We start from the raw sequence: 22324 nt of genomic DNA on the forward strand, positions 1-22324 counted from the left end.
GCCGTAATTTCTGTCAAAAGGACGCCCGCCATGCCGAAGAGAACCGATATCAAGTCGATCATGATCATTGGCGCCGGGCCCATCGTCATCGGCCAGGCCTGCGAATTCGACTATTCCGGCGCACAAGCCTGCAAGGCGCTACGCGAAGAAGGTTACCGCGTTATCCTCGTGAACTCCAACCCGGCAACGATCATGACCGACCCGGGCCTTGCGGATGCCACCTATATCGAACCGATCACACCTGAGGTGGTCGCCAAGATCATTGAGAAGGAACGCCCCGACGCGCTCTTGCCGACCATGGGCGGGCAAACCGGCCTCAACACCTCGCTCGCGCTTGAGGAAATGGGTGTGCTGGAAAAATACAACGTCGAGATGATCGGTGCCAAGCGCGAGGCCATCGAGATGGCCGAAGACCGCAAGCTCTTCCGCGAAGCGATGGACCGCCTCGGCCTTGAGAACCCTCGGGCCACCATCGTCACCGCTCCGAAAAAAGACAACGGCAGTGCGGATCTTGAGGCCGGTGTGCAGATCGCGCTCGAGGCACTCGAGGACATCGGCCTGCCCGCGATCATTCGCCCGGCCTTCACCCTCGGCGGCACCGGCGGCGGCGTGGCCTACAACCGCGAGGACTACATCCATTACTGCCGCTCTGGCATGGATGCCTCGCCGGTGAACCAAATCCTCGTCGATGAGAGCCTTTTGGGCTGGAAAGAGTACGAAATGGAAGTGGTCCGTGACAAAGCGGATAACGCCATTATCGTCTGCTCGATTGAGAACGTCGACCCGATGGGCGTGCACACTGGCGACTCGATCACCGTTGCGCCCGCCCTGACCCTGACCGACAAGGAATACCAGATCATGCGCACCGCCTCGATCGCGGTTCTGCGCGAGATCGGCGTCGAGACTGGTGGTTCCAACGTGCAATGGGCCGTGAACCCCGATGATGGCCGCATGGTCGTGATCGAGATGAACCCGCGTGTGAGCCGTTCTTCGGCGCTCGCCTCCAAGGCAACCGGCTTTCCAATTGCCAAAATCGCCGCGAAACTCGCGGTGGGCTACACGCTCGACGAGTTGGACAACGACATCACCAAGGTGACGCCTGCGTCCTTTGAGCCGACCATCGACTATGTCGTCACCAAAATCCCGAAATTCGCCTTTGAGAAATTCCCCGGCTCAGAACCCTTCCTCACCACCGCGATGAAATCCGTGGGCGAGGCAATGGCGATCGGCCGCACCATCCACGAATCGATGCAAAAAGCGCTCGCCTCGATGGAATCCGGCCTCACCGGCTTTGACGAAGTCGATATTCCCGGTGTGCATGCCGGTCTCTGGGAAAGCGTTGGCGCCGACGACAAGGCAGCCGTCATCAAGGCCATCAGCCAGCAGACACCGGACCGGCTGCGCACCATCGCGCAAGCCATGCGTCACGGTCTGTCGGATGTCGAAATTCAGGGTGTCACCAAATTTGACCCTTGGTTCCTCGCCCGCATCCGCGAGATTATCGACGCCGAGCGTGAAATTCGCAAAAACGGCCTGCCGATGCGCGAAGACAAGCTGCGCGCCCTCAAGATGCTCGGCTTCTCCGACGCCCGCCTCGGCGCGCTCACCGGTCGTGACGAGGACAACGTCCGCCGCGCCCGTCACAACCTTGGCGTCAAGGCGGTGTTCAAACGTATCGACACCTGCGCCGCCGAATTCGAGGCGCAAACACCCTATATGTACTCCACCTATGAGAGCCCCATGATGGGTGAGGTGGAATGCGAGGCGCGTCCCTCAGATCGTAAAAAGGTCGTCATCCTTGGCGGTGGTCCGAACCGTATCGGTCAGGGCATTGAATTTGATTATTGCTGCTGTCATGCATGTTTCGCGCTTACGGATGCGGGCTATGAGACCATCATGGTCAACTGTAACCCGGAGACCGTCTCGACCGACTATGACACCTCGGATCGCCTGTACTTTGAGCCCCTGACGATGGAGCATGTGATGGAGATCCTGCGGGTCGAGCAGGAAAACGGCACGCTCCATGGCGTCATCGTCCAGTTTGGCGGCCAGACCCCGCTCAAACTCGCCAACGCGCTGGAGGCCGAAGGCATCCCGATCCTCGGCACCACACCGGACGCCATCGACCTTGCCGAAGACCGCGAGCGGTTCCAGGCACTGGTCAACGAACTTGGCCTGAAACAGCCCAAGAACGGCATCGCCTCCACCGATGAACAAGCGCTGAAAATTGCTGAGGAAATCGGCTTCCCGCTGGTGATTCGCCCCTCCTATGTGCTGGGTGGCCGCGCGATGGAAATCGTGCGCGATATGGATCAGTTGAAGCGCTACATCAAAGAGGCCGTGGTGGTCTCTGGCGACAGCCCGGTGCTGCTGGACAGCTATCTGTCTGGTGCGGTGGAACTCGATGTGGATGCGATCTGTGATGGCACCGATGTGCATGTCGCTGGCATTATGCAACACATCGAAGAGGCTGGCGTTCACTCCGGCGATAGCGCCTGCTCCCTGCCGCCCTATTCCCTTGATAAGGACGTGATTGAACGCATCAAGGAGCAGAGCTTTGCGCTTGCCAAAGCGCTCAATGTGGTTGGCCTGATGAACGTGCAGTTTGCAATCAAGGACAATGAGATCTACCTCATCGAGGTGAACCCGCGTGCGTCCCGGACTGTGCCTTTTGTCGCCAAAGCCACCGACAGCGCGATTGCATCCATCGCGGCCCGCGTGATGGCGGGAGAGCCGCTCTCAAACTTCCCGCAACGCGCCCCATACGAGCCGGATGCAGGGTATGATGTGAACACCCCCATGGCCGATCCGATGACGCTCGCAGACCCGGATATGCCGTGGTTCTCCGTCAAAGAGGCCGTGCTGCCCTTCGCCCGCTTCCCCGGCGTCGACACCATTCTGGGTCCAGAGATGCGCTCCACCGGCGAGGTCATGGGCTGGGATCGCAGCTTTGCGCGTGCCTTCCTCAAGGCTCAGATGGGCGCTGGCATGGTCCTCCCCAGCAAGGGCCGCGCATTCATCTCGATCAAAGATCAGGATAAAACCGAGGTGATGCTCGACACCGCCCGTATCCTGATTGGTCAAGGGTTTGAACTGGTCGCAACCCGCGGCACCCAAGGCTGGCTTGCCGGTCATGGGGTTGAATGCGCCATTGTGAACAAGGTCTATGAGGGCCGTCCGCATGTGGTGGACATGCTCAAGGACGGTGGCATCCAGCTGGTGCTGAACACGACCGAAGGGACGCAAGCCGTCGAAGACTCCAAACCGATGCGTGAAGTGGCGCTCTATGACAAGATCCCCTACTTCACAACTGCAGCCGGCGCTCATGCTGCAGCACGCGCCATTCAGGCGCAGGCTGAGGGTGAGGTCGAGGTAAAAAGCCTTCAGGGCTAAACACCAGAATGCGTGCCCACTGGCACTCTGTCGAAAAAGAAACGCCCTCGGTTTTCGGGGGCGTTTCTTTTTGACCTCCGCCCATCGGCCAAGAGCGGTCGGATCGCCATAGGCGATCCGATCCGGGCGGTTGCAGCGCAGGCCCATTCGGGCCTGCGCTGCAACCGCCACCCTCCAATCCTCTGCATGATGTGGTGGAAAGCGCTCTGACCAACCCAAATAGTTTCAGACAATTGGATCTGATATTTGCGCGCATCTAACGGCGCGCCCGTTGCGACGACTCATCTGCGGCTGCACACTCATTCCTGCATAGAGCGGCCCAGAAGGGCAGCGGAAGATCATGTTCCCTCCGGTCATCATTTGCTCTCTCACCCCTCACAGATGGCCAACCTTTGATCTCCCCATAACGGAAAAGCCCCGTGGGTCAGGTCCACGGGGCTTTTCTTATTTTGACGACATGCCACTCTGAGAAATGGGCATGTCGGCCGCATCGCCCCCAAAACAGATGAGGGCGATTGTCTTAGGCTGCGGCAGCAGCTTTTTGTTCCTGCCGTTCCACCCCTTTGAAAAAGATCAGATAGAAGACAGGCGCGGCCACCAGCGTAAGGACGGTTGCAAACGCCAAACCGCCCATGATCGTGACAGCCATCGACACAAAGAACGCATCACTCATCAAAGGTGCCATGCCAAGGATGGTCGTGATCGCCGCCAGCATCACCGGACGCAGACGCGACACAGAGGCCTTCACAATGCTCTCGCGCAGCGGCAGCCCCTCTTCGCGCCGAACAATGTCGATCTCCTCTACCAGGACAATACCGTTCTTGATCAGCATGCCCGACAGGCTGAGAAGCCCCAGAAGTGCCGTGAACGTAAAGGGCAACCCGGTGCCCAAGAGGCCAAGAACGACACCGTTGACGCTCATCGGGACCAACAGCCAGATGATGATCGGCTGACGGATCGCGTTGAACAACAGCACCGAGATCAGCACCATAATCAACAGCGACAAAGGCAGTTGCTTGCCGAGGCTTTCATTGGCCTCGGAGGAGTTTTCATGCTCCCCGCCCCATTCCATCTTGTAGCCCACCGGCACCTCAATGGCCTCAATCGCAGCCTGCACCTCATTGAAGGCTGTGGCCGCTGTCACGTCCGGCAGGACATCTGCCCCAACAGTGATCGTGTAGACCCGGTCGCGGCGATGCACGAGCGTGTTCTGCACCTCATAAGTGATCCCGTCGATCATCTGTTCAAGCGGGATCCAGCTGCCAGACGTTTCAGAGAAAACCACCTGATTCATGACATTATAGGGGTCCTCAGGCGGCTGGCGCATGACGATCGGGATAAGCCGCTCGCGTTCGCGGAACACACCCGTCGTCACCCCATTGGTGGAAAACTGCAGCGCGTTGGCGATCGCCTCGCGGGTGATCCCCGCCGTTTGTGCCCGGTCCGTTGCATAAATCGGCTTTAGCACCAATTCCTGCTCGCGCCAGTCATGACGGATATCACGCGTGAGTGTGCTCTCGGTTTCAAGCACAGTCTTTGCTTCTTCCGCGAGTGTGCGCAGCACGGCCGGATCCGGCCCGGAGAAGCGCACCTCAACAGGTGCGCCGCCACCGGGACCAAAGACCAGCCGTTCGGTGCGGAACTCCCCTTCCGGGAAATGCTCCTTACCCCAAGCCTCAAGTTCCGCCTGCAACGGCGGGATCTGCTCTAGGTTTTTGGTACGGATAATCAAATGTCCGTAACTGGGGTTCGCCTTTTCTCCGGCATAGGTCAGCAGGAAACGTGTCGCGCCCTGCCCCACGAATGTGGCTGTGGACACCACGTCATCACGCGCCGCAAGCCAGTCCTCAACCTCCGCCATATGTGCTGACGTGGTCTCGATCGCGGTTCCCTGCGGGAGCTTGTAATGCACGTAGAACAAGGGCGTGTTGGAGTTCGGGAAGAACTGCTGCTTGATCAGACCAAAGCCCATGAAACACATCACGGTGATGCCAACCAGACCAACCACCACGAGCCAACGCGCTTTCAGTGCCCCGCGCAACAGCGCCCCATAACTGCGGAACAGGAAGCCACTGTAGCTGTCCTGATCGTCGCCAGAGCCGCGTTTGAAGAAGTAGTGCCCCAGCAGAGGAGTCACCGTCAGCGCTAAGATCCAGCTCAACAGCAATGAGATGCCAATCACCGCAAAGAGGGAGAACATGAACTCACCCGTGGCATCCGGACTAAGGCCGATACCCGCAAAAGCCATGATGCCGATGACCGTCGCCCCCAGAAGCGGGATCTGCGTTTTGGATGCAGCCTCATGGGCAGCCTCGCGTGAGGATTTGCCTTTTTGCATGGAGATTTGCATGCCTTCGGCAACCACAATGGCATTGTCCACCAACATCCCCATGGCGATGATCAGCGCACCGAGCGAGATCCGTTCCATCTCAATCGAGAACAACGCCATGAAAAAGAGCGTCCCCACCACCGTCAAAAGCAGCGTTGAGCCAACCACAACAGCCGCACGCCACCCCATGAACAGCGCCAGCACCACGATGACAATCGCGACCGACATGGCAAGGTTCACAAGGAAGTCGTTCGAGGCTTTTTCAACCACGATATGCTGTTGATAAATCGGGTGGAGTTCGACGCCAAAAGGAATATCGCTGTCCAATTCGGCCAGCTTAGCGTCCACACGGTGACCAACATCAACGATGTTTTCATTGGCAACGCCCGACACACCAAGCGTGAACGCCTCGACACCGTTGAAACGGATCAGCTCGCTTGGATCAATCTCGCGCCCACGCCAAACGTTGGCGATGTCGATAATATTGATGGTTTCACCACCGACACCCACCGTGAGGCCCGCAATCTCCGAGACGGAATCTGACCCCTCCGGCGTCTGCAGGATCGTGTTCATCGACCCGGCCTTGATCTCCCCTGCTGGCGTGACCGAGTTTGATGTCGCAATGGCATTGGCAATCGCGTTCACCGACACCCCGAGGTTCGTGGCAATCGGCATGTCAGGCTCGACATAGATCGTCTCGTTGCGCAATCCTGCGATGTCGACATCTGCTACGCCGTCGACGGTCAGAAGTTCCCGACGGAGATAGGTGGAGAGTTCGTATTTCTCCTTGTCGGAAAAGCCTTCCGCCGTCACAGCGTAGAAAATCCCAAACACATCACCAAAGCTGTCGTTGACCAGCGGTTCACTGACCCCGTCCGGCAGCCCACGCGCGGCATCACGTACTTTGGCCCGCAGTTTCGTCCAGATTTGCGGCAGCTCAGAGCCGTCATATGTGTCTTGCATTTCCACTTCGATGATCGACACGCCCGGCCGGTTCATCGATGTGATTTCTTTCACTTCCTCCATCTTTTGGATGGCGGATTCCAATGGTTCAGAGACTTCCAGCGCTACTTGTTCGGCGCTGGCGCCTGCATAGGTGGTCTGGATCACCGCCTGTTTGATGGTAAAGGCCGGGTCCTCCAGTCGACCCAGAGAGAGAAAGCCCCAAATGCCCCCGAACAGGGCAAAGAGCATGATCAGCCACGTGTAGAGTGGCCGCTGAATAGATCCGCGTGCAATGTCCATGTTTCAGTGCCTCAATTGCTGAAGCCGACAAAGCGACGTACGGCTTGCCCATCCTTGAGCGCAGCGCCCCCGGTCAGAACCACCTCGTCACCGTCGTTTACACCCGATAGCACATCAAAGGTGCCAAACTGGTTGGGTTCGATTTCGACCTCGGTCCATGTGACCGCGCCCGCATCGGCACCTGTCGGGGTGAAAATCATAACCCCTGTCACACCCTCTGGTGTTGTCACAATGGCCGTCGCAGGCAATGCAATGCGGTGCAGCCCTGTCATGACGCGCACACTCACAGTGGTCGAGGCGCCCGGCAGAATATGGCGGTCTTCTGGCGGCTCCATCGAAAGGGTCACCCGGTAGGTTTGCCCCACCGCAGAGGCTTCTGCGACATATTCGAGGATCTCAAGCGGATACTCATTCTTGCTACCGGGAAAGGTCGCCACGATTTCAAAGGCATCGCTCTCATTGGCCTTTTGGAACAAAAGTTCAGGAACGTCGATTTCCACGTGCAGCTCTGACATGTCATGAAGGCGCGCAATGGGGGTGCCTGCAGAAACGGTCGAGAATTGCGCAACCTCACGCCGTGCAACAAGCGCATCAAAAGGCGCATAGAGCGTGGCATGATCGAGATTGGTTTGCGCGGTGCGAAGCGCGACTTCGGCAAGGCCAGCCGCAGTTTCGGCGTCTTCAATCGCCACTTGGCTCACCGTACCCGCAAGACGCGCGTTGCGCTCCTTGTTCCGATCTGCCTGCTGCTTGTTCAAAACCGCCTGCTCAAGCTGCAGTTTGAACGTCTCCAGATCAAGTTGCGAAATCAATCCGCCTTCCGGGATGACATCACCTTCGGTCACCGGCAGTTCCAGAACCTGACCGCCCACCTGAAAGGCCAGATCGACCGTTTCTTTCGCTGCGACCTGACCAAAGAACCGCCGCTCCAGCGGGGCTGATCCCCCATCGGCGGTCATCAATTTGACCGGTTTGAGCAGTTCCTTGGCTAGCGTTTCATCCTGCGCCTGCGCTGCCAGTGGCCCCGCAAGAACCACCCCAAGCATCACAGCCCGGATTGATAACATTGTCATGTCTGATCTCCTTCACAGGGTCCCACAGCGCCCGACTGAACGGCCTTATTGTGAATTTTTTGTGCGAGCCGGGCGAGGATTTCCGCTTCATCCCGCGTCAGGCCCGATGTTTCGTAAAATATCCCGGATGCCGCATCGACCAATTGCTCTCGACGCTTGCGCCCCTCATTCGTCAGTTCCAACAACCATGCTCTGCCATCACCGGGGTCCCTCACCCGGTGGATCAGACCTAGTTGCTCCAGCACAGCCGCAGCTGCTGTCATTGCAGACGGCGTCTTGCGCGTCAGCCGTGCCAGTTCCCCCATGCGGCGAGGCCGCGCGAGGATCAGCAGCAACTGGTGCTCAGAACGCCCCAGCTGCCCCTCAAGACAGACGTCATTCAGACGTTGCTCCAACTGCCAGTGCAGTGCAAAGACCCCCATCATGGCCTGCACTTCCGGCGTGTAAAGTTCCCAAATATCTGAATGTTCAGTGGTCATATCTCGACTCCTGCACGCCAAATAGTTCACCGCGTGAAGTATTTAAAGGTACATGTCAGGTTTTTCCCGGAACTTTCCTTAAAAACACATCCAACTGCCCCAAGGGCATGCAGGTCAGAATACGATGCTACCCTTGACCTTGAGTGTTGAAACGGGCCCTATATGCGCCACCTTGAGACAAGGCCCGAACAGTGGGCCCGCGACCTGGGACGTTAAAATGTACACAGCTGCCATTACCGGCACAGGGGTCTACACCCCATCCGAACGCATCACCAACGCAGAACTGGTCAAGGCCTTCAACGCCTATGTGGACCTGCAGAACGCAGAGCATGCGGAGGCCATCGCCGCCGGTGAGCGCGAGCCCCTCCAGTACTCCTCCGAGGAGTTTATCCTCAAAGCCTCGGGTATTGAGAACCGCTTTGTGATGGATAAAACTGGTGTGCTTGACCCTGAAATCATGCACCCGCAGCTGCGACAGCGCAGCGATGACGAGCCTGGCATCATGGCGGAAATGGCCGTTGATGCCGCCCAAAAAGCGCTGGCGCAGGCGGGAAAAACTGCCGCAGACATCGATCTGGTGATTTGCGCAGCTTCCAATATGGAGCGCGCCTATCCCGCCGTCGCCATCGAGATCCAACAGCTGTTGGGTATCAAGGGCTTTGCGTTTGATATGAATGTCGCTTGTTCCTCTGCAACCTTTGGCATTCAGGCTGCCGCAGATATGATCCGCTCCGGCTCCATCCGCGCGGCATTGGTCGTGAACCCCGAAATCTGCTCTGGGCACCTGGAATGGCGCGACCGAGATTGCCACTTTATCTTTGGCGATGTGGCCACCGCGACGCTGATTGAGCGGGGCCAAGACGCCACCGGCGCGCATTTCGAGATCCTCTCAACGCGCTGCGCCACCGAATTTTCCAACAACATCCGCAACAACAACGGCTATTTGCGCCGCTCCCGCCCGGATGGGGTGGCCGACCGTCGTGATATGCAATTCATGCAAAACGGTCGCAAAGTGTTTAAGGAAGTGTTGCCCATGGTCAGCCAGCACATCGCCGACCATATGGCGGCAGAAGGTGTGGAAGCCGCGGATCTCAAACGCCTCTGGCTGCACCAAGCCAATAAAACGATGAATGATTTTATTGGCAAAAAGGTATTGGGACGCACTCCTGAACCAGAAGAGCAACCCAACATCCTGCAAGACTATGCGAATACCTCATCTGCTGGATCGATCATCGCCTTCTCGCAATATTCGGACGACCTGACAGATGGTGAGACCGGCCTGATCTGCTCTTTCGGTGCCGGGTATTCTGTCGGTTCTGTTCTTTTGCGCCGCAAATCCTGACGCCACTCCCCAACAAAAAAAGCGCGCGCCCGGTCAGGGCGCGCACCGCTTTATCACATCAGGCTCTTAATGCGCGTCAGCTGGTCTTCGACACACGTGCGTGAACGGCCTCAACAGTTTCCACACGCTCGGAATAGCGATCCGTCAGATAAGCGCTGCGTCCACGTGTGAGCCAAGTGAATTTCACCAACTCCTCCATCACATCAACGATCCGGCGGTAATAGGCCCCCTCAGGCAGCCGATCCCCCTCAGCAAACTCAAGCCAAGCCTTGGGTATGGACGACTGGTTGGGGATCGTGACCATGCGCATCCAGCGGCCCAGAATGCGCATCTGATTAACCGCGTTGAAACTCTGCGAGCCGCCACAAACCTGCATCACCGCAAGCGTCTTGCCCTGCGTTGGTCGAATGCCGCCCAATGGGGCAAGAGGCAACCAGTCAATCTGCAGCTTCATGATCCCTGTCATCGCGCCGTGACGCTCTGGACTGGACCAGACCATCCCTTCGGACCACAGCGCAAGACTGCGCAATTCTTGGACCTTGGGGTGGTCTCCCGCGCCTTCGTCATCAACCAACGGCAAACCAGAAGGGTCGAAAACCCGTGTTTCACAGCCTAAGGCCCGCAGCACGCGCGCGGCCTCTTCAGCTGCCTTTCGCGAATAACTAACCTCACGCAGTGAACCATAAAGCAGCAGAATGCGCGGCGGATGATGCGGGTCGTCAGGTGCAGCCAACAGATCTACATCAATTGGATGCAACGCGCCGTCTACGATTTCTGGTAGATCATCGAGGTCCACAGGCATGAGACCAGGCTTTTCAGCCACTCTCTTCTTCCAGATGCAGCTTCATATCCAAAAGCACCTGCTGCAACAAAACCGTTTCCTTCAACAGGCGTTTGGCCTCGTTCACGGTAATAATGCCATCCGCGATCGCATCTTGATACTCGCTCATCAGTTGCGCAAAACGTCTGCTCAATGCGATCACATCTGTGTTTACACCGCCGGGGCGTGACACGGCACCCTTCTCACCAGACGCGTATGACAGCGTGATGTTTTTCAGATCCGCAAGCGCAGAAGTGACATGCGGAAATGACGCAGCCCCTTCGAGTTTTGCAACTGCATCGACCGGGATGAACCTGTCGGCATGCTCCGAATTCTCAGAATAATAGCGCCCTAATGTGGCTTTTGATTTTCCGGTGATCTGGCAGGCGGCCTCGATCCCCACATCCTTCACAAGTGCTTCGGTATGCTTCTTCAGATACGTCCCGATATCCGCCATAATGCTCTTTTACCCAAGTGGATGTCCCCGCGCATACGCATCGGGGAACCTCGCGATTAATTTCCCATTAAGTTTGCTTACCCGAATTGCCATATCTTTGCCAGACCCGGCGTGACGGCTTGATTTTCAAGAGTGGTGTGAGTGTGTGTATCGGTCACGCTGGATCTAAAGGGCCGGCTCTGTGAGTGAGTGATCGGTCTTTTTAAAGAGGCAATTGGTCTGCCCGATCTGATGTCCCCCAAAGGACAAAAAACAGTTCAGTATTAAGCGCTTGGCGTTCTGGGCTGCACTCTATCCTTTGGGGGCGTCACACCACACGAATATGTGATAATTGCGTGACCACATTAAGGTCACACTCTGGTCCCCAATGCGTTTTTTGACCGAACCGAGCACTACAACCGGCGCGATGACGTTGCGGCAACGCCCCCTCGCCCATCAACCGCCCAGCACATCAGAGCTTTCATCTTTTCTAAAGCCTGCGATGCGGTTAGACCCTGCCCATGGCCAAGCTCTATTTTAACTACTCCACGATGAATGCGGGCAAATCCACGGTTCTGCTGCAGGCGTCTCACAACTATCGCGAAAACAAGATGCAGACCTACCTGCTCACCGCGCGCGTCGATGACCGCGCGGGCACCGGTCGGATAGCATCTCGTATCGGCATCAGCGCCGAGGCAGACATCTTCGCCGCAGAAGATAACTTGTTTGAGAAAATCGCGAACCGCCTGCAACAGGGAGCCGTCGCTGCGGTTTTTGTCGATGAAGCCCAGTTCCTGACCCGCGAACAGGTCTGGCAACTGGCCCGTGTGGTAGATGATCTGCGTGTTCCAGTGCTGGCTTTTGGTCTCAGGGTCGATTTTCAAGGCAACCTCTTTCCCGGTTCCGCCACCCTGCTGGCGCTGGCGGACGAAATGCGAGAAGTCCGCACCATTTGCCATTGCGGAAAGAAAGCCACGATGGTGGTCCGCCAAGACGATCAGGGCAATGTGTTGACCGAAGGCGATCAGGTTCAGATCGGCGGCAATGAAACCTACGTCTCACTCTGCCGCCGCCACTGGCGCGCTGCAATGGGCGATCTCCCAGCGTCATCAGACGGCAGCTAGGCCATTCTTCTAACCCAAAATATCCCGGGGTGAATGGGCCCCAGAGGGCCCAGAGGGGCAGCGCCCCTCATGTGACAGGCGTCAGGACAATAGGTTCAAACCGGGTTGGGAACAGTCTCTCCCCGCAGGACGGCTGCGACATTGTCCAGCGCCATATGCCCCATGGCACTGCGCACCTCTTCTGTCGCGGTGCCCAGATGCGGCAGCAAGGTAACATTTTCCAAGGCCCGCAATGCTTGCGGCACGTGGGGCTCAAACTCATAAACATCAAGACCCGCCCCAGCGATCTGACCGGTCTGTAGCGCAGCAATCAGTGCCGCTTCATCCACCACTTCCCCGCGGGCAATATTGACCAAATGCGCATGAGAGCGCATCGCACTCAGCACCTCTGCGTTGATCAAGTGATGCGTTCCTGCACCACCGGGAACGGCCACCACCAACATATCAACTGACGCCGCCAAGGCAATCAGGCTTTCCGCACGAACAGCCGGGTAATCCGTCGTTTTATCGCTGCGTGCCAGATAGGAAATCTCCATCCCAAAGCCAAAATGTGCCCGGCGCGCGATCGCATCGCCTATCCGTCCCAATCCAACGACCCCAAGCCGTTTACCGGACAGATGCAGCCCCAACATCTGCGTCGGATGCCAGCCCTGCCACTGGCCAGACCGCACCAACCGCTCTCCCTCGGCAGCGCGGCGGGCGGTCATCAACATCAGCGTCAGGGCAATATCCGCCGTGGCATCCGTAACCGCACCGGGCGTGTTGCTCAATTCGATCCCAGCCGCACGCGCCGCAGCCGCGTCGATGTGATTAAAACCAACCCCGAAGTTTGCCAGCAACCGACAACGCGGTTTTGGAACCTCAGCAAATATCTCAGCGCTAAAGGCATCCCCTAATGTCGGCACCACCACGTCGAAATCTCGAAGGCTCGCGATCATCTCTTCACGGCTCATCGGTTGTGTGCTCTGGCGGAACTTCACATCAAATTCTGACCGCGCGCGCGCTTCAACAGCTGAGGTCATCGGCCGCGCGATCAGAACACGTCCATTTGCATGGGCACCCATCAGTGCATCCGCCCACCGGTTGGCACATCCACCGGAACATCACCATCCGGGCCGATCAATACGATTTCGCCACTCTCATCCGGCAGGCCAAGCACTAGAACCTCAGACATGAATTTTCCGATCTGGCGCGGTGGGAAGTTCACCACTGCCATCACCTGTTTGCCGACCAAAGCCTCGGGCGTGTAATGCGCCGTCACTTGTGCCGAGGATTTTCGCTCGCCAATCTCATCGCCAAAATCGATCCACATCTTGATCGCAGGCCTACGGGCCTCCGGATAGGGTTCTGCCCGCAGCACCGTGCCCACGCGCACATCGACCTTGAGAAAGTCATCAAAAGAAATCTCAGCCACGGGACAATTCCTCCGAACGCTTCGCGGCGGCCTCAACCGCGCGCTTGAGCAGCGGCGGGAAGCCTGTGTTTTCATCCATCAAAACCTCCAGCGCCGCCTGCGTGGTTCCATTCGGGCTGGTCACATTGACCCGCAGCTGGCTTGGGTCCTCATCTGCGGCCTCCGCAAGCGCACCCGCGCCCGCAACCGTCGCTTTTGCCAATTGCATCGCAAGCTCCTCAGAGAGCCCCCGGGCCACACCTGCTTCTGCCAATGTCTCGATCATATGAAACACGTAGGCGGGCCCAGAGCCACTGACGCCGGTCACTGCATCCATTTGGCCCTCATGCTCAAGACGCACAGTCTGCCCCACAGCTTGCAGCAAAGCCTCGGCCTGAGCCAACTTCATCTCATCCACATACGCGTTGCCGATCAAAGCCGTAATCCCGCGACCGACCGCCGCGGGTGTGTTGGGCATGGCACGGACAATCGGCGTCCCTTCCCCGAGCATCGTTTCAAAGGTTGCAATCGACGTGCCTGCCGCCACAGAGATAAACAGCGTCCCGCCACCACCATAGGATTTCGCAGACGGCAGCGCCGCCCCCATGACCTGCGGTTTCACGGCAACCAGCACAATCGCAGGCTGCTCTGGCACCTCGGCGTTGATATGAACACCGGTTCCTTTCAACCACTCGGAGGGATTGGGGTCCATTACAAAGACCGCTTCGCGTGGCAGTCCTCGTTCCAGCCAGCCCTTCAGCATGGCCGACCCCATCTTACCGCAGCCCAAAAGAACCAGCCCTCGTGCTGCGATCTGTTCTATATCCATGATATCCCCCATCTGTCCAATTGGTTGCTGCCAGTCAGCGACCGGTCGATGGGGGTAAGACTTACGCCCGGCCGTAGGCCTCTGCAATGGCGACCTGCATCGCTTCTTTGGCGGGACGCTCGCCCCACACCATCAATTGGATCGCAGGGTAGTAGCGCTCGCAATTGCTGACTGCGGCCTGCACAATGGCATCCACCTGTTCCGGTGTGGCCATCTGCCCGCCCGAAAGCACCAGCCCATAGCGATATAGCATCAACTTATGTTCCGGCCAGTAGCTGAACGCCCCGGCCCAGCACTGATCATTCATGTGATTGATCAGCTCATAAAGCTGCGGCACTTTCGCCTCTGGCGGCTCCATCTCAAAGCTACACACCAAGCGCAGGGTCTCGTCGTAATCAGACCACGCAAGGGTCAACGAGTAAGTGCGCCACTGCCCTTCGACCGCCATCGCGATCTGGTCGTCGGCGATCCGGTCGAAATCCCAGTCATGATGGGAGGCGAGGTTCTCGACGATATCGATGGGGTGAAGGTCGTCCTGCAGCTCGTGCTCGGAAAGTGCCATGATGCCACCTCTCTGGTCTCTAGCTTACGGAGCCCCGATGTGCCCCTAATGCTAGCTGTATGATCTAAGGACGGGGAGAGTTTCCCCGCTCCCTACTAAATATGGTGATCCTGCCGTCCGCATCTGGCAACCCTTTATTTGGGGACAACTGCAATAAGTTGTGGATGACTGGAAAAAACGTGCAAAATATCGTTGTTGCGTTAAGCTGACATAAGAGCGTTACCCGAACCGCTTACACTGGCGGCCCGGAATGGGAACTGGCGGGCCAGACCCATCGCCTGGTCTCACGAAATTTCACCCTTCGCGCCGTTAACCATTCGAATCTTGCGACAGGAGCAGGAGATCTCTCCCGGCTCACTATTGGGTCAGTCCAACGGCCTCGGGCGTCAGCGCCACTGTCGGTGCGCAGTCTCCGACAGTGGCTCAAACTGAAAAAGGGATGCGTGAACGCATCCCTTTTCCCATGAAGCAGCGCACGCATTCAAAACACTGACACAGCCAGTGCCTGAACGGCGCGCGAAACCAGCCTTAGTTCGACTTGGCTTCCAGCGCGTCCAGACGGGCCTTCAGCGTCTCGTTTTCTTCGCGGGCCTTTTGTGCCATGGCACGCACCGCATCGAACTCCTCACGGGTCACAAAATCGCGATCCGCGAGCCAGCGATCAATCATGCTTTTCATCGCGGTTTCGGCTTCATCCTTCGCGCCTTGCGCCACGCCCATGGCGTTGGTCATCAATTGCGAAATATCATCCATAATCTTGTTGCGGGTCTGCATGGCCATCTCCCGGTTCATGTCTTACCTACGTGAGGCTTACCCCCTATATGGGCACTTGAGGCGCAAACGGCAAGCCGTTGACAGGACTTGCCCCAAAGAGGCACAGAGGACCCCATGCTGGCAGAAATGATCCAATTCCCAAACCTGTCGCCGGAGATATTTTCCATCTCCCTATTCGGGACGGAATTTGCGCTGCGCTGGTATGCGCTGGCCTACATCGCAGGTATCCTGATCGCATGGTATCTGGCTGCACGCGCCGTCAAACGCCCTGCACTTTGGCCCAATGAAACGGCGCCGATGACACCCCGTCAGGTCGAGGATCTGGTGACGTGGATCATCCTCGGTGTGATCCTTGGTGGCCGCCTCGGGCATGTCCTGTTCTATCAACCCTCTGTCTATCTAGAAAATCCCGCACAGATTCTGCGCATCTGGGAAGGGGGCATGGCCTTTCATGGCGGTCTTCTGGGTGTTGTGGTGGCCACATGGCTTTATGCCCGCGCGCAGAATATCGACAAACTGCAAATTGCCGATCTGGTCGCCCACACTGTTGCGCCGGGCTTGCTACTTGGGCGGCTTGCAAACTTCGTCAATGCCGAACTCTGGGGGCGCGCCACTGATTTGCCGTGGGGTGTGGCCTTCCCGGGGCGCGCTGCACAGGACTGCGGCCAGGCTTTGGGCGAAATCTGCGCACGCCACCCCAGCCAGCTCTACGAAGCCGCGATGGAAGGGCTGATCCTCGGCGCACTCATCCTTTGGATGGTCTATCGCCGCAACGCCTTTCATGCGCCGGGCCGCATTCTTGGCACCTTCCTTGCAGGGTATGGTATCGCACGATTCATTGTTGAGTTTCTTCGCCAACCCGACGCGCAGTTCATCTCTGACGGTAACCCTCTGGGTCTGGCGTGGCAGATCGGCGGCTACGGGCTCACTCAGGGTCAGGCTCTCTCAGTGCCGATGATTGCTCTGGGTCTTTGGTTCATCCTACATGCACGCCACGCGGCCACGACAGAGTCCCGCGCATGAGCCTCATGGACACACTGCGCCGCCGCATTCATCTCGACGGCCCGATGAGCGTTGCTGAGTATATGTCTGAATGCCTGCTCCATCCCGAGCACGGGTATTACACGACGGCCACCGCAATCGGTGCGGAAGGTGACTTCATCACTGCGCCGGAAGTCAGTCAGATGTTTGGCGAACTCTTGGGTCTCGTGCTGGTACAGGCGTGGCTTGATCAGGGCAGCCCCGCCCCGTTTACACTGGCGGAGCTTGGTCCCGGTCGCGGAACACTGATGGCAGATATGCTGCGCGCAACCCGCGCGGTGCCGGGTTTTCACGACGCGATGGATCTGACGCTCATTGAGGCCTCTCCGCGCCTGCGCAACCTCCAAGAGATCGCGCTTGCGCCTTACGCGCCGCGCTGGCTGCCGTCTGTTGAGGATCTGCCACAACAGCCACTTTTTCTAGTGGCCAATGAGTTTTTCGACGCATTGCCAATCCGACAGTTTCAGCGCGACGAGACCCAATGGCGCGAACGGCGGGTGGGGCTGACTGATGATGCCAGCGCCTTGGCCCTTGGGCTTGGAGCAGCCGCGCCGCAGCCTGCACTTGCCCATCGGATCGAGGACACCAAACACGGTGATCTGGTTGAACATTGCGAAATTGCCACCGTCGTGACCGAAGCTATCGCCCAGCGTATAGCCGACCATGGTGGCGCAGCCTTAGTGGTCGATTACGGTGACTGGCGCTCACTTGGTGACACGTTACAGGCATTGCGCGCCCACGCGCCCACCGATCCGCTGCAAAACCCCGGTCAGGCCGATCTGACAGCACATGTAGATTTCGAAGCGATATGCAATGCCGCACGGATCTCGGGATGTGCCCACACACGCCTGACGCCACAGGGGGTGTTTCTGGAGCGGCTCGGCATCACCGAGCGTGCGCGCGCGCTCGCGAGCGGGCTAGAAGGCGCGCCGCTCGACCAGATTGTTTCTGCACATCGACGGTTGACGCACCCAGAGGAAATGGGAAACCTGTTCAAAGTGCTCGGCCTCTACCCCACTCAATCCCCTCCCCCCGCAGGACTGGAAAAATGACACTCGAATCCGTCAAATCCGCTCTATTGTCTCCCGTTGCGCACGGCTTTTTTACCCGTAAAGGGGGGGCGTCTTCGGGGGTGTTTGAGGGTCTCAACTGCGGGGTTGGGTCATCTGACCAGCGCGAGGCTGTCATGCTAAACCGGGCCCGTGTTGCGGATGCGATGGGGGCGCCAACTGGGGCGCTCTTGGGTATGCATCAGGTCCATTCGGCGGATGTGGCTGTGATTGACGCGCTGCCCACAGATCCTGACGCGCCAAAACCCAAAGTCGATGCAATGGTGACCACAAACCCGGATGTGGTGCTTTCTGTCTTAACGGCGGACTGTCAGCCTGTGCTTTTTGCCGACGCTTCAGCCGGTGTGATTGGCGCTGCGCATGCAGGCTGGCGTGGCACTCTCGATGGCGTGCTGGAGGCCACGGTCGACGCAATGCTCACATTGGGCGCGACACGAGACGGCATACGCGCCGTGATCGGGCCGACCATTTCTCAGCGTGCGTATGAAGTCGGACCGGAGTTTTTTGAGGACTTCCTAGCGCAGGATCAGGCAAACGCTCGCTTCTTTGCCCAAGGCGAGGGTGATCGGATGCTCTTTGACCTGCCGGGCCTTGGGCTCGCCAAGCTGCGCGGTGCCGGGATCGACGCCTGTGAGTGGACGCGACACTGCACCTATTCAGACCCGGAGCGCTTTTATTCATACCGTCGCGCAACGCACGCAAAAGATGCAGACTACGGACGGTTGATTTCCTGTATTCGCCTGTAGGTCTGAAACGCGCGCAAATTCCATTCAATTTGTGGCAAATCACACCTGACTGCGCCACAATCCACGTGTGTTTGCACGCCAGCGCCCCTTCCCCAGCGTCATCCAGCACCTTTTACGCATGAAAATCAAACCCGTAGATTCTCTTGCCGCTCCTATACTTTTGATACCGGCCGCTCCGCGTCTTTCCATGTATCGGTCATATTCAGACCTCAATGTTCGTCGAAAACAGTCTCCATGAAAGAATTCAACCACCGCCTCAGGTGGACAGGAGACAAAGAATGCCCGCGCAATCACGCTTCGTGAAATCCATCGTTTCGACTTCCAAATCTCAGGATGTGAAAATGCCATGGACACGCGGCGCAACGCGCAAGGCCATGATTGCCCGGCGCCAGAAGGCAACGATTAAGGCTGTTTCTGTCGCCAAATCCGCCTGATCGGTCTCAGACCGTCTCTTGAGCGGCCGCCGGAGAATCCGGCATCCCTGTGGGATCCCCCTGCAGGTTTCATAACCCAGTCCAGCCAACCTCTGGCTAAGGCATCTGAAATGCGCGTGTCCAACTTTCTGCGGGTTGCACGTATCGGAATAGATCCTGATAGGGCGCGAGATTGGGCATAAAGTCACGCGTATGTGCATCGGTGGGGGCCGAAGCGCATGCCACGAGTAAAGAGGACCGGTAATTTGACCTTACCTCAGTCATTAGAGCGCGCTGCCGCCAACATAGCCAAAGTCAAGCCACTGATGCCGCAGGCTCAGGCGTTGCCCGGTGGATCCAAGCCACAGCTACGCCGCTATGAGGTTGCAAGCCTTTTGCCAAACGGCAACCCGGCTGAGACCCGGCACATTGCTCCGGCCCTGCCCCTATTTGAGCAAGCCTTTACAGCTTTCACACGCGGTTCACTGATTGAAACTGACTTTGGCCCGGTCGCAATCGAGGACCTTTATCCCGGTGACCGCGTCCTGACGCGGGACGGCAGCTACCAGCAATTGATCTGGAAGGGCATGACCACGATGGTGCCCGGCCATAAGGCCGCCACCGGGGCGCAGCTTTCGCTGACCAGCTTCATGGCCGACAGTCTTGGCATGGAAAAACCAATGTCATGTGTGGTGACAGGCCCTTCGGCACGGCTCTTGCGCACGCCGATTCACCTGCGGCACGCCGAAGGCGATAGCCCCCTGCTGACGCCAGTGGTGGAATTCATTGATGGCATGAACATCGTCGAGACCACGCCCCCCGCACCGGTGGACATGTACCATCTCTGCCTTGCGCAACATGCGGTCATCAAGGTTGGCGGGCTTGAGTTTGAAACCTACCATCCCGGCCCAGATGCGCTAAAGCTGGTGAGTTATCCGATCAAGACGTTGTTCTTGAACATGTTCCCGCACGCGGACAAGATCTCCGATTTCGGTACACTTGCCTTTGATCGGGCCCGCACAACGCAGGCCTGATCACGGGTTCTAATGCTACGGCGAGGCTTGTTCAGGCTTCGCGCGACAGGCGCTCTTCGAGCACATCAAACGGCACACCCGGTTCATCCTTGGCGCCCCGGATGACAAGCGATGTTTTGACACTGGCCACATTTGGCGTGGTCAGCAAATCGCTGGTGAGAAAGCTCTGGAACGTCGACAGGTCTGGTGCCACGCATTTCAGGATGAAATCGACCTCGCCATTCAGCATGTGACACTCGCGCACCAAGGGCCAGCTGCGGCATTTTTCCTCAAACGCGCTCAGTTCGGCTTCGGCCTGGCTTTCCAGCCCGACCATCGCAAAGACCTGCACCTCAAAGCCCAGTTCACGGTCATTCACTTCTGCATGATAGCCGCGGATCAATCCCGCTTCTTCAAGCGCGCGTACGCGGCGCAAACAGGGCGGCGCAGAAATCCCGACGCGCTTGGCCAGTTCGACATTCGTCATCCGGCCATCGGCCTGCAGCTCCGACAGAATCTTCCGGTCAATCGGGTCCAGACGTGTGGTGACCATTGGGTGGCTTTCTCCTGAAAATTGCGTTTCTTATAGCAGAGACGGGCTGTCACGCAACATTATTTCACAAACTGGCAACATTCTTGTAGCGCGCTTCGCTCTGCTTGGGCGTGTCCATTCACACCCCAGCGCGCTCGCACCTGTGGCAAGAACGAACGAAGGTCTTTAAGCATGCGCGCGTCGCAGTTATATGCAGTCTCCGACGGCGGCAAGACCGCAAGCACAAATCATCTGGGGAAAAACCATGAGCGAAACGCGCCACACAAAGGTTCTTATCATCGGCTCCGGCCCAGCAGGCTACACGGCCGCCGTATATGCCAGCCGCGCGATGCTGGAACCGATCCTTGTGCAGGGCATCGAGCCGGGCGGCCAGCTGACCACCACCACAGAGGTGGAGAACTGGCCCGGTCACACCGAGATCCAGGGTCCTGACCTCATGGTCAACATGGAATCTCACGCCCGCGCCATGGGCACCGAGATCATCGGTGACATGATCACCTCACTCGATACGTCCAGCCGCCCGTTTGTGGCCAAGGGTGACAGCGGCACCACTTATACGGCGGATGCAGTGATCCTCGCCACCGGTGCGCGCGCCAAATGGCTGGGCCTGCCCTCGGAAGAGAAGTTCAAGGGCTTTGGCGTTTCCGCCTGCGCTACCTGCGACGGGTTTTTCTATCGCGGTCAGGAGATCGTGGTGATCGGCGGCGGCAACACCGCCGTCGAGGAAGCGCTGTTCCTCACCAATTTTGCCTCCAAGGTCACCCTGATCCACCGTCGCGACGAGCTGCGCGCCGAGAAGATCCTGATCGACCGACTGATGAAGAACCCCAAGATCGAGCCGCTGTGGTTCCACGAACTCGATGAAGTGGTCGGCACCGATGCGCCCTTGGGCGTTGAGGCCGTGCGGGTGAAGCACACCAAGACCGGCGAGATCACCGAGATCCCGGCGAAGGGTGTGTTCGTCGCCATCGGCCACGCCCCTGCGACCGAGTTGGTCAAAGATGTGCTTGAGACCCATAACGGCGGCTATGTGAAGGTGAAACCCGGCACGACTGAGACCTCAGTCCCCGGTATCTTTGCAGCAGGCGATCTGACTGACCACAAATACCGTCAGGCTGTCACCTCTGCCGGTATGGGCTGCATGGCCGCGCTTGATGCAGAACGCTTCCTTGCCGAGCAGGAGTGAACTGGTAAGATTCTCCGGCACCGTCTGGAGGATCTTGTTCGCGGACCAGTCCAACGCTCCATTTGAAGCCGCCCGCGCGCCTGCCGGGCGGTTCCACCACTCTGGTCAGTTTGCGATATACACGTCCCTCACCGCAGAAGGCTGTGGCGTCGCGATCAAACGATATGTCACCGCTCGTGATCCCGCTCGAGTGATCCTCGCGCTAGATGTGCGCAATGCCAGCTTACTGGATGTCACGCACAACAACGAGGCCTCGATGGTGTGGCAAGATGTTCACGAGAGCGGGCAGCCATCGCCAACTTGGGTTTTTAGCGATCAAGCCCGCGCACATAATGCAGATGGAATTCTATATTCCTCTCGCTCCCGCCCCGATTTGACACATGCTGTATTTTTCAGCGCGGACATCTTTTCGGGTCGCATTAACACCTGCCAACCTTGGCCCAAAGCCACCGAACCTCGTCTAGAAGAATAGCGAGGGCCACATGGAGGGTTTTGCCTTTAGA

General features: G+C 58.1%; 21 protein-coding genes. 10 read left to right on the forward strand and 11 right to left on the reverse strand.

All coding sequences use genetic code 11. The features are described from left to right. Positions 1–30: 30 nt before the first annotated feature. Positions 31–3393 carry a carbamoyl-phosphate synthase large subunit gene (gene carB / locus QNI81_RS09790; RefSeq protein ID WP_009178732.1) on the forward strand — a complete coding sequence of 1121 codons (3363 nt, stop codon included), beginning with the start codon at positions 31–33 and terminating at the stop codon, positions 3391–3393. A 520-nt stretch (positions 3394–3913) separates the two neighbouring features. Here the strand turns inward: carB and QNI81_RS09795 are convergent. The 3 genes from QNI81_RS09795 to QNI81_RS09805 are packed head-to-tail and all read right to left on the reverse strand — an operon-like array spanning position 3914 to position 8519. Next, positions 3914–6967: an efflux RND transporter permease subunit gene (locus QNI81_RS09795; RefSeq protein ID WP_283966380.1), complete on the reverse strand. Its 3054-nt coding sequence runs from the start codon at positions 6965–6967 to the stop codon at positions 3914–3916. A gap of 11 nt (positions 6968–6978) precedes the next feature. Next, on the reverse strand, positions 6979–8040 hold the full coding sequence (locus tag QNI81_RS09800; RefSeq protein WP_065320805.1) for an efflux RND transporter periplasmic adaptor subunit: 1062 nt from the start codon (positions 8038–8040) through the stop codon (positions 6979–6981). Then, positions 8037–8519 (reverse strand): MarR family winged helix-turn-helix transcriptional regulator, encoded by a 483-nt coding sequence (locus QNI81_RS09805; protein ID WP_005616486.1) that lies wholly within the window; start codon positions 8517–8519, stop codon positions 8037–8039. Before QNI81_RS09805 ends, QNI81_RS09800 begins: the two co-directional genes overlap by 4 nt. Before the next feature lie 217 nt (positions 8520–8736). Between QNI81_RS09805 and QNI81_RS09810 the strand changes: the two genes are divergently transcribed. Next, a complete protein-coding gene (locus QNI81_RS09810; RefSeq protein WP_283966381.1) occupies positions 8737–9861 on the forward strand; it encodes a beta-ketoacyl-ACP synthase III in 1125 nt (374 codons plus the stop codon). Positions 9862–9937: 76 nt separating this feature from the next. Here the strand turns inward: QNI81_RS09810 and arsH are convergent, their stop codons facing one another. Together arsH and QNI81_RS09820 are read right to left on the reverse strand one after the other, a co-directional pair. Beyond that, positions 9938–10663, reverse strand: coding sequence for an arsenical resistance protein ArsH (arsH, locus tag QNI81_RS09815; RefSeq protein WP_283966382.1), 726 nt, complete (start codon positions 10661–10663; stop codon positions 9938–9940). A gap of 13 nt (positions 10664–10676) precedes the next feature. Then, complete coding sequence (locus QNI81_RS09820) at positions 10677–11138, reverse strand: hypothetical protein (RefSeq protein ID WP_005616493.1); 462 nt, start codon at positions 11136–11138, stop codon at positions 10677–10679. Positions 11139–11638: 500 nt separating this feature from the next. Between QNI81_RS09820 and QNI81_RS09825 the strand changes: the two genes are divergently transcribed. Next, positions 11639–12241, forward strand: coding sequence for a thymidine kinase (locus tag QNI81_RS09825; RefSeq protein WP_283966383.1), 603 nt, complete (start codon positions 11639–11641; stop codon positions 12239–12241). Positions 12242–12336: 95 nt separating this feature from the next. On the opposite strand, the gene QNI81_RS09830 is transcribed toward QNI81_RS09825, so the two are convergent. The 5 genes from QNI81_RS09830 to QNI81_RS09850 all read right to left on the reverse strand — a co-directional run bounded on the left by QNI81_RS09830 (position 12337) and on the right by QNI81_RS09850 (position 15799). After that, a complete protein-coding gene (locus QNI81_RS09830; RefSeq protein WP_283966384.1) occupies positions 12337–13305 on the reverse strand; it encodes a 2-hydroxyacid dehydrogenase in 969 nt (322 codons plus the stop codon). Continuing rightward, positions 13305–13655, reverse strand: a complete 351-nt coding sequence (locus QNI81_RS09835) for a tRNA-binding protein (RefSeq protein ID WP_009179036.1) — start codon at positions 13653–13655, stop codon at positions 13305–13307. Before QNI81_RS09835 ends, QNI81_RS09830 begins: the two co-directional genes overlap by 1 nt. Then, complete coding sequence (proC, locus tag QNI81_RS09840) at positions 13648–14463, reverse strand: pyrroline-5-carboxylate reductase (protein ID WP_283966385.1); 816 nt, start codon at positions 14461–14463, stop codon at positions 13648–13650. Before proC ends, QNI81_RS09835 begins: the two co-directional genes overlap by 8 nt. A gap of 61 nt (positions 14464–14524) precedes the next feature. Further along, positions 14525–15025, reverse strand: coding sequence for a type III secretion system chaperone family protein (locus QNI81_RS09845; RefSeq protein WP_005616499.1), 501 nt, complete (start codon positions 15023–15025; stop codon positions 14525–14527). A gap of 528 nt (positions 15026–15553) precedes the next feature. Then, positions 15554–15799, reverse strand: a complete 246-nt coding sequence (locus QNI81_RS09850) for an accessory factor UbiK family protein (protein ID WP_005616501.1) — start codon at positions 15797–15799, stop codon at positions 15554–15556. Positions 15800–15913: 114 nt separating this feature from the next. Here QNI81_RS09850 and lgt point away from each other — a divergent pair, with 114 nt between their 5' ends. The 5 genes from lgt (at position 15914) to QNI81_RS09875 (ending at position 20103) form a co-directional block, all read left to right on the forward strand. After that, on the forward strand, positions 15914–16822 hold the full coding sequence (gene lgt, locus QNI81_RS09855; RefSeq protein WP_283966386.1) for a prolipoprotein diacylglyceryl transferase: 909 nt from the start codon (positions 15914–15916) through the stop codon (positions 16820–16822). Then, on the forward strand, positions 16819–17892 hold the full coding sequence (locus tag QNI81_RS09860) for a class I SAM-dependent methyltransferase (RefSeq protein ID WP_283966387.1): 1074 nt from the start codon (positions 16819–16821) through the stop codon (positions 17890–17892). Before lgt ends, QNI81_RS09860 begins: the two co-directional genes overlap by 4 nt. Beyond that, complete coding sequence (pgeF, locus tag QNI81_RS09865) at positions 17889–18656, forward strand: peptidoglycan editing factor PgeF (protein ID WP_009179208.1); 768 nt, start codon at positions 17889–17891, stop codon at positions 18654–18656. Before QNI81_RS09860 ends, pgeF begins: the two co-directional genes overlap by 4 nt. A gap of 278 nt (positions 18657–18934) precedes the next feature. Continuing rightward, complete coding sequence (locus QNI81_RS09870; RefSeq protein ID WP_165610548.1) at positions 18935–19090, forward strand: hypothetical protein; 156 nt, start codon at positions 18935–18937, stop codon at positions 19088–19090. A 245-nt stretch (positions 19091–19335) separates the two neighbouring features. Continuing rightward, positions 19336–20103, forward strand: coding sequence for a Hint domain-containing protein (locus QNI81_RS09875; protein ID WP_283966388.1), 768 nt, complete (start codon positions 19336–19338; stop codon positions 20101–20103). Positions 20104–20134: 31 nt separating this feature from the next. Here the strand turns inward: QNI81_RS09875 and QNI81_RS09880 are convergent, their stop codons facing one another. Beyond that, positions 20135–20635: an Lrp/AsnC family transcriptional regulator gene (locus QNI81_RS09880; RefSeq protein ID WP_005616514.1), complete on the reverse strand. Its 501-nt coding sequence runs from the start codon at positions 20633–20635 to the stop codon at positions 20135–20137. A gap of 244 nt (positions 20636–20879) precedes the next feature. On the opposite strand from QNI81_RS09880, the gene trxB reads away from it, so the two are divergent. Together trxB and QNI81_RS09890 are read left to right on the forward strand one after the other, a co-directional pair. Continuing rightward, positions 20880–21821 carry a thioredoxin-disulfide reductase gene (gene trxB / locus QNI81_RS09885; protein ID WP_283966389.1) on the forward strand — a complete coding sequence of 314 codons (942 nt, stop codon included), beginning with the start codon at positions 20880–20882 and terminating at the stop codon, positions 21819–21821. Next, positions 21790–22293: an RES family NAD+ phosphorylase gene (locus QNI81_RS09890; protein ID WP_283966390.1), complete on the forward strand. Its 504-nt coding sequence runs from the start codon at positions 21790–21792 to the stop codon at positions 22291–22293. The genes trxB and QNI81_RS09890 overlap by 32 nt, the downstream gene beginning before the upstream one ends. The last annotated feature ends 31 nt before the right edge of the window (positions 22294–22324 follow it).

This window comes from Tritonibacter sp. AK171, from assembly GCF_030127025.1.
GTDB lineage: Bacteria > Pseudomonadota > Alphaproteobacteria > Rhodobacterales > Rhodobacteraceae > Epibacterium > Epibacterium mobile.

What these genes read in the sequence shown, in the direction of transcription:
- QNI81_RS09870 (WP_165610548.1), top strand. Translation starts at nt 18,935, where the DNA reads ATGCCCGCGCAATCACGCTTCGTGAAATCCATCGTTTCGACTTCCAAA.
- QNI81_RS09825 (WP_283966383.1), top strand. Translation starts at nt 11,639, where the DNA reads ATGGCCAAGCTCTATTTTAACTACTCCACGATGAATGCGGGCAAATCC.
- QNI81_RS09805 (WP_005616486.1), bottom strand. Translation starts at nt 8,519, where the DNA reads ATGACCACTGAACATTCAGATATTTGGGAACTTTACACGCCGGAAGTG.
- QNI81_RS09820 (WP_005616493.1), bottom strand. Translation starts at nt 11,138, where the DNA reads ATGGCGGATATCGGGACGTATCTGAAGAAGCATACCGAAGCACTTGTG.
- QNI81_RS09850 (WP_005616501.1), bottom strand. Translation starts at nt 15,799, where the DNA reads ATGCAGACCCGCAACAAGATTATGGATGATATTTCGCAATTGATGACC.
- trxB (WP_283966389.1), top strand. Translation starts at nt 20,880, where the DNA reads ATGAGCGAAACGCGCCACACAAAGGTTCTTATCATCGGCTCCGGCCCA.
- lgt (WP_283966386.1), top strand. Translation starts at nt 15,914, where the DNA reads ATGCTGGCAGAAATGATCCAATTCCCAAACCTGTCGCCGGAGATATTT.
- carB (WP_009178732.1), top strand. Translation starts at nt 31, where the DNA reads ATGCCGAAGAGAACCGATATCAAGTCGATCATGATCATTGGCGCCGGG.
- QNI81_RS09845 (WP_005616499.1), bottom strand. Translation starts at nt 15,025, where the DNA reads ATGGCACTTTCCGAGCACGAGCTGCAGGACGACCTTCACCCCATCGAT.
- proC (WP_283966385.1), bottom strand. Translation starts at nt 14,463, where the DNA reads ATGGATATAGAACAGATCGCAGCACGAGGGCTGGTTCTTTTGGGCTGC.
- pgeF (WP_009179208.1), top strand. Translation starts at nt 17,889, where the DNA reads ATGACACTCGAATCCGTCAAATCCGCTCTATTGTCTCCCGTTGCGCAC.
- QNI81_RS09860 (WP_283966387.1), top strand. Translation starts at nt 16,819, where the DNA reads ATGAGCCTCATGGACACACTGCGCCGCCGCATTCATCTCGACGGCCCG.
- QNI81_RS09880 (WP_005616514.1), bottom strand. Translation starts at nt 20,635, where the DNA reads ATGGTCACCACACGTCTGGACCCGATTGACCGGAAGATTCTGTCGGAG.
- QNI81_RS09800 (WP_065320805.1), bottom strand. Translation starts at nt 8,040, where the DNA reads ATGACAATGTTATCAATCCGGGCTGTGATGCTTGGGGTGGTTCTTGCG.
- QNI81_RS09830 (WP_283966384.1), bottom strand. Translation starts at nt 13,305, where the DNA reads ATGGGTGCCCATGCAAATGGACGTGTTCTGATCGCGCGGCCGATGACC.
- QNI81_RS09810 (WP_283966381.1), top strand. Translation starts at nt 8,737, where the DNA reads ATGTACACAGCTGCCATTACCGGCACAGGGGTCTACACCCCATCCGAA.
- QNI81_RS09890 (WP_283966390.1), top strand. Translation starts at nt 21,790, where the DNA reads ATGCAGAACGCTTCCTTGCCGAGCAGGAGTGAACTGGTAAGATTCTCC.
- arsH (WP_283966382.1), bottom strand. Translation starts at nt 10,663, where the DNA reads ATGCCTGTGGACCTCGATGATCTACCAGAAATCGTAGACGGCGCGTTG.
- QNI81_RS09795 (WP_283966380.1), bottom strand. Translation starts at nt 6,967, where the DNA reads ATGGACATTGCACGCGGATCTATTCAGCGGCCACTCTACACGTGGCTG.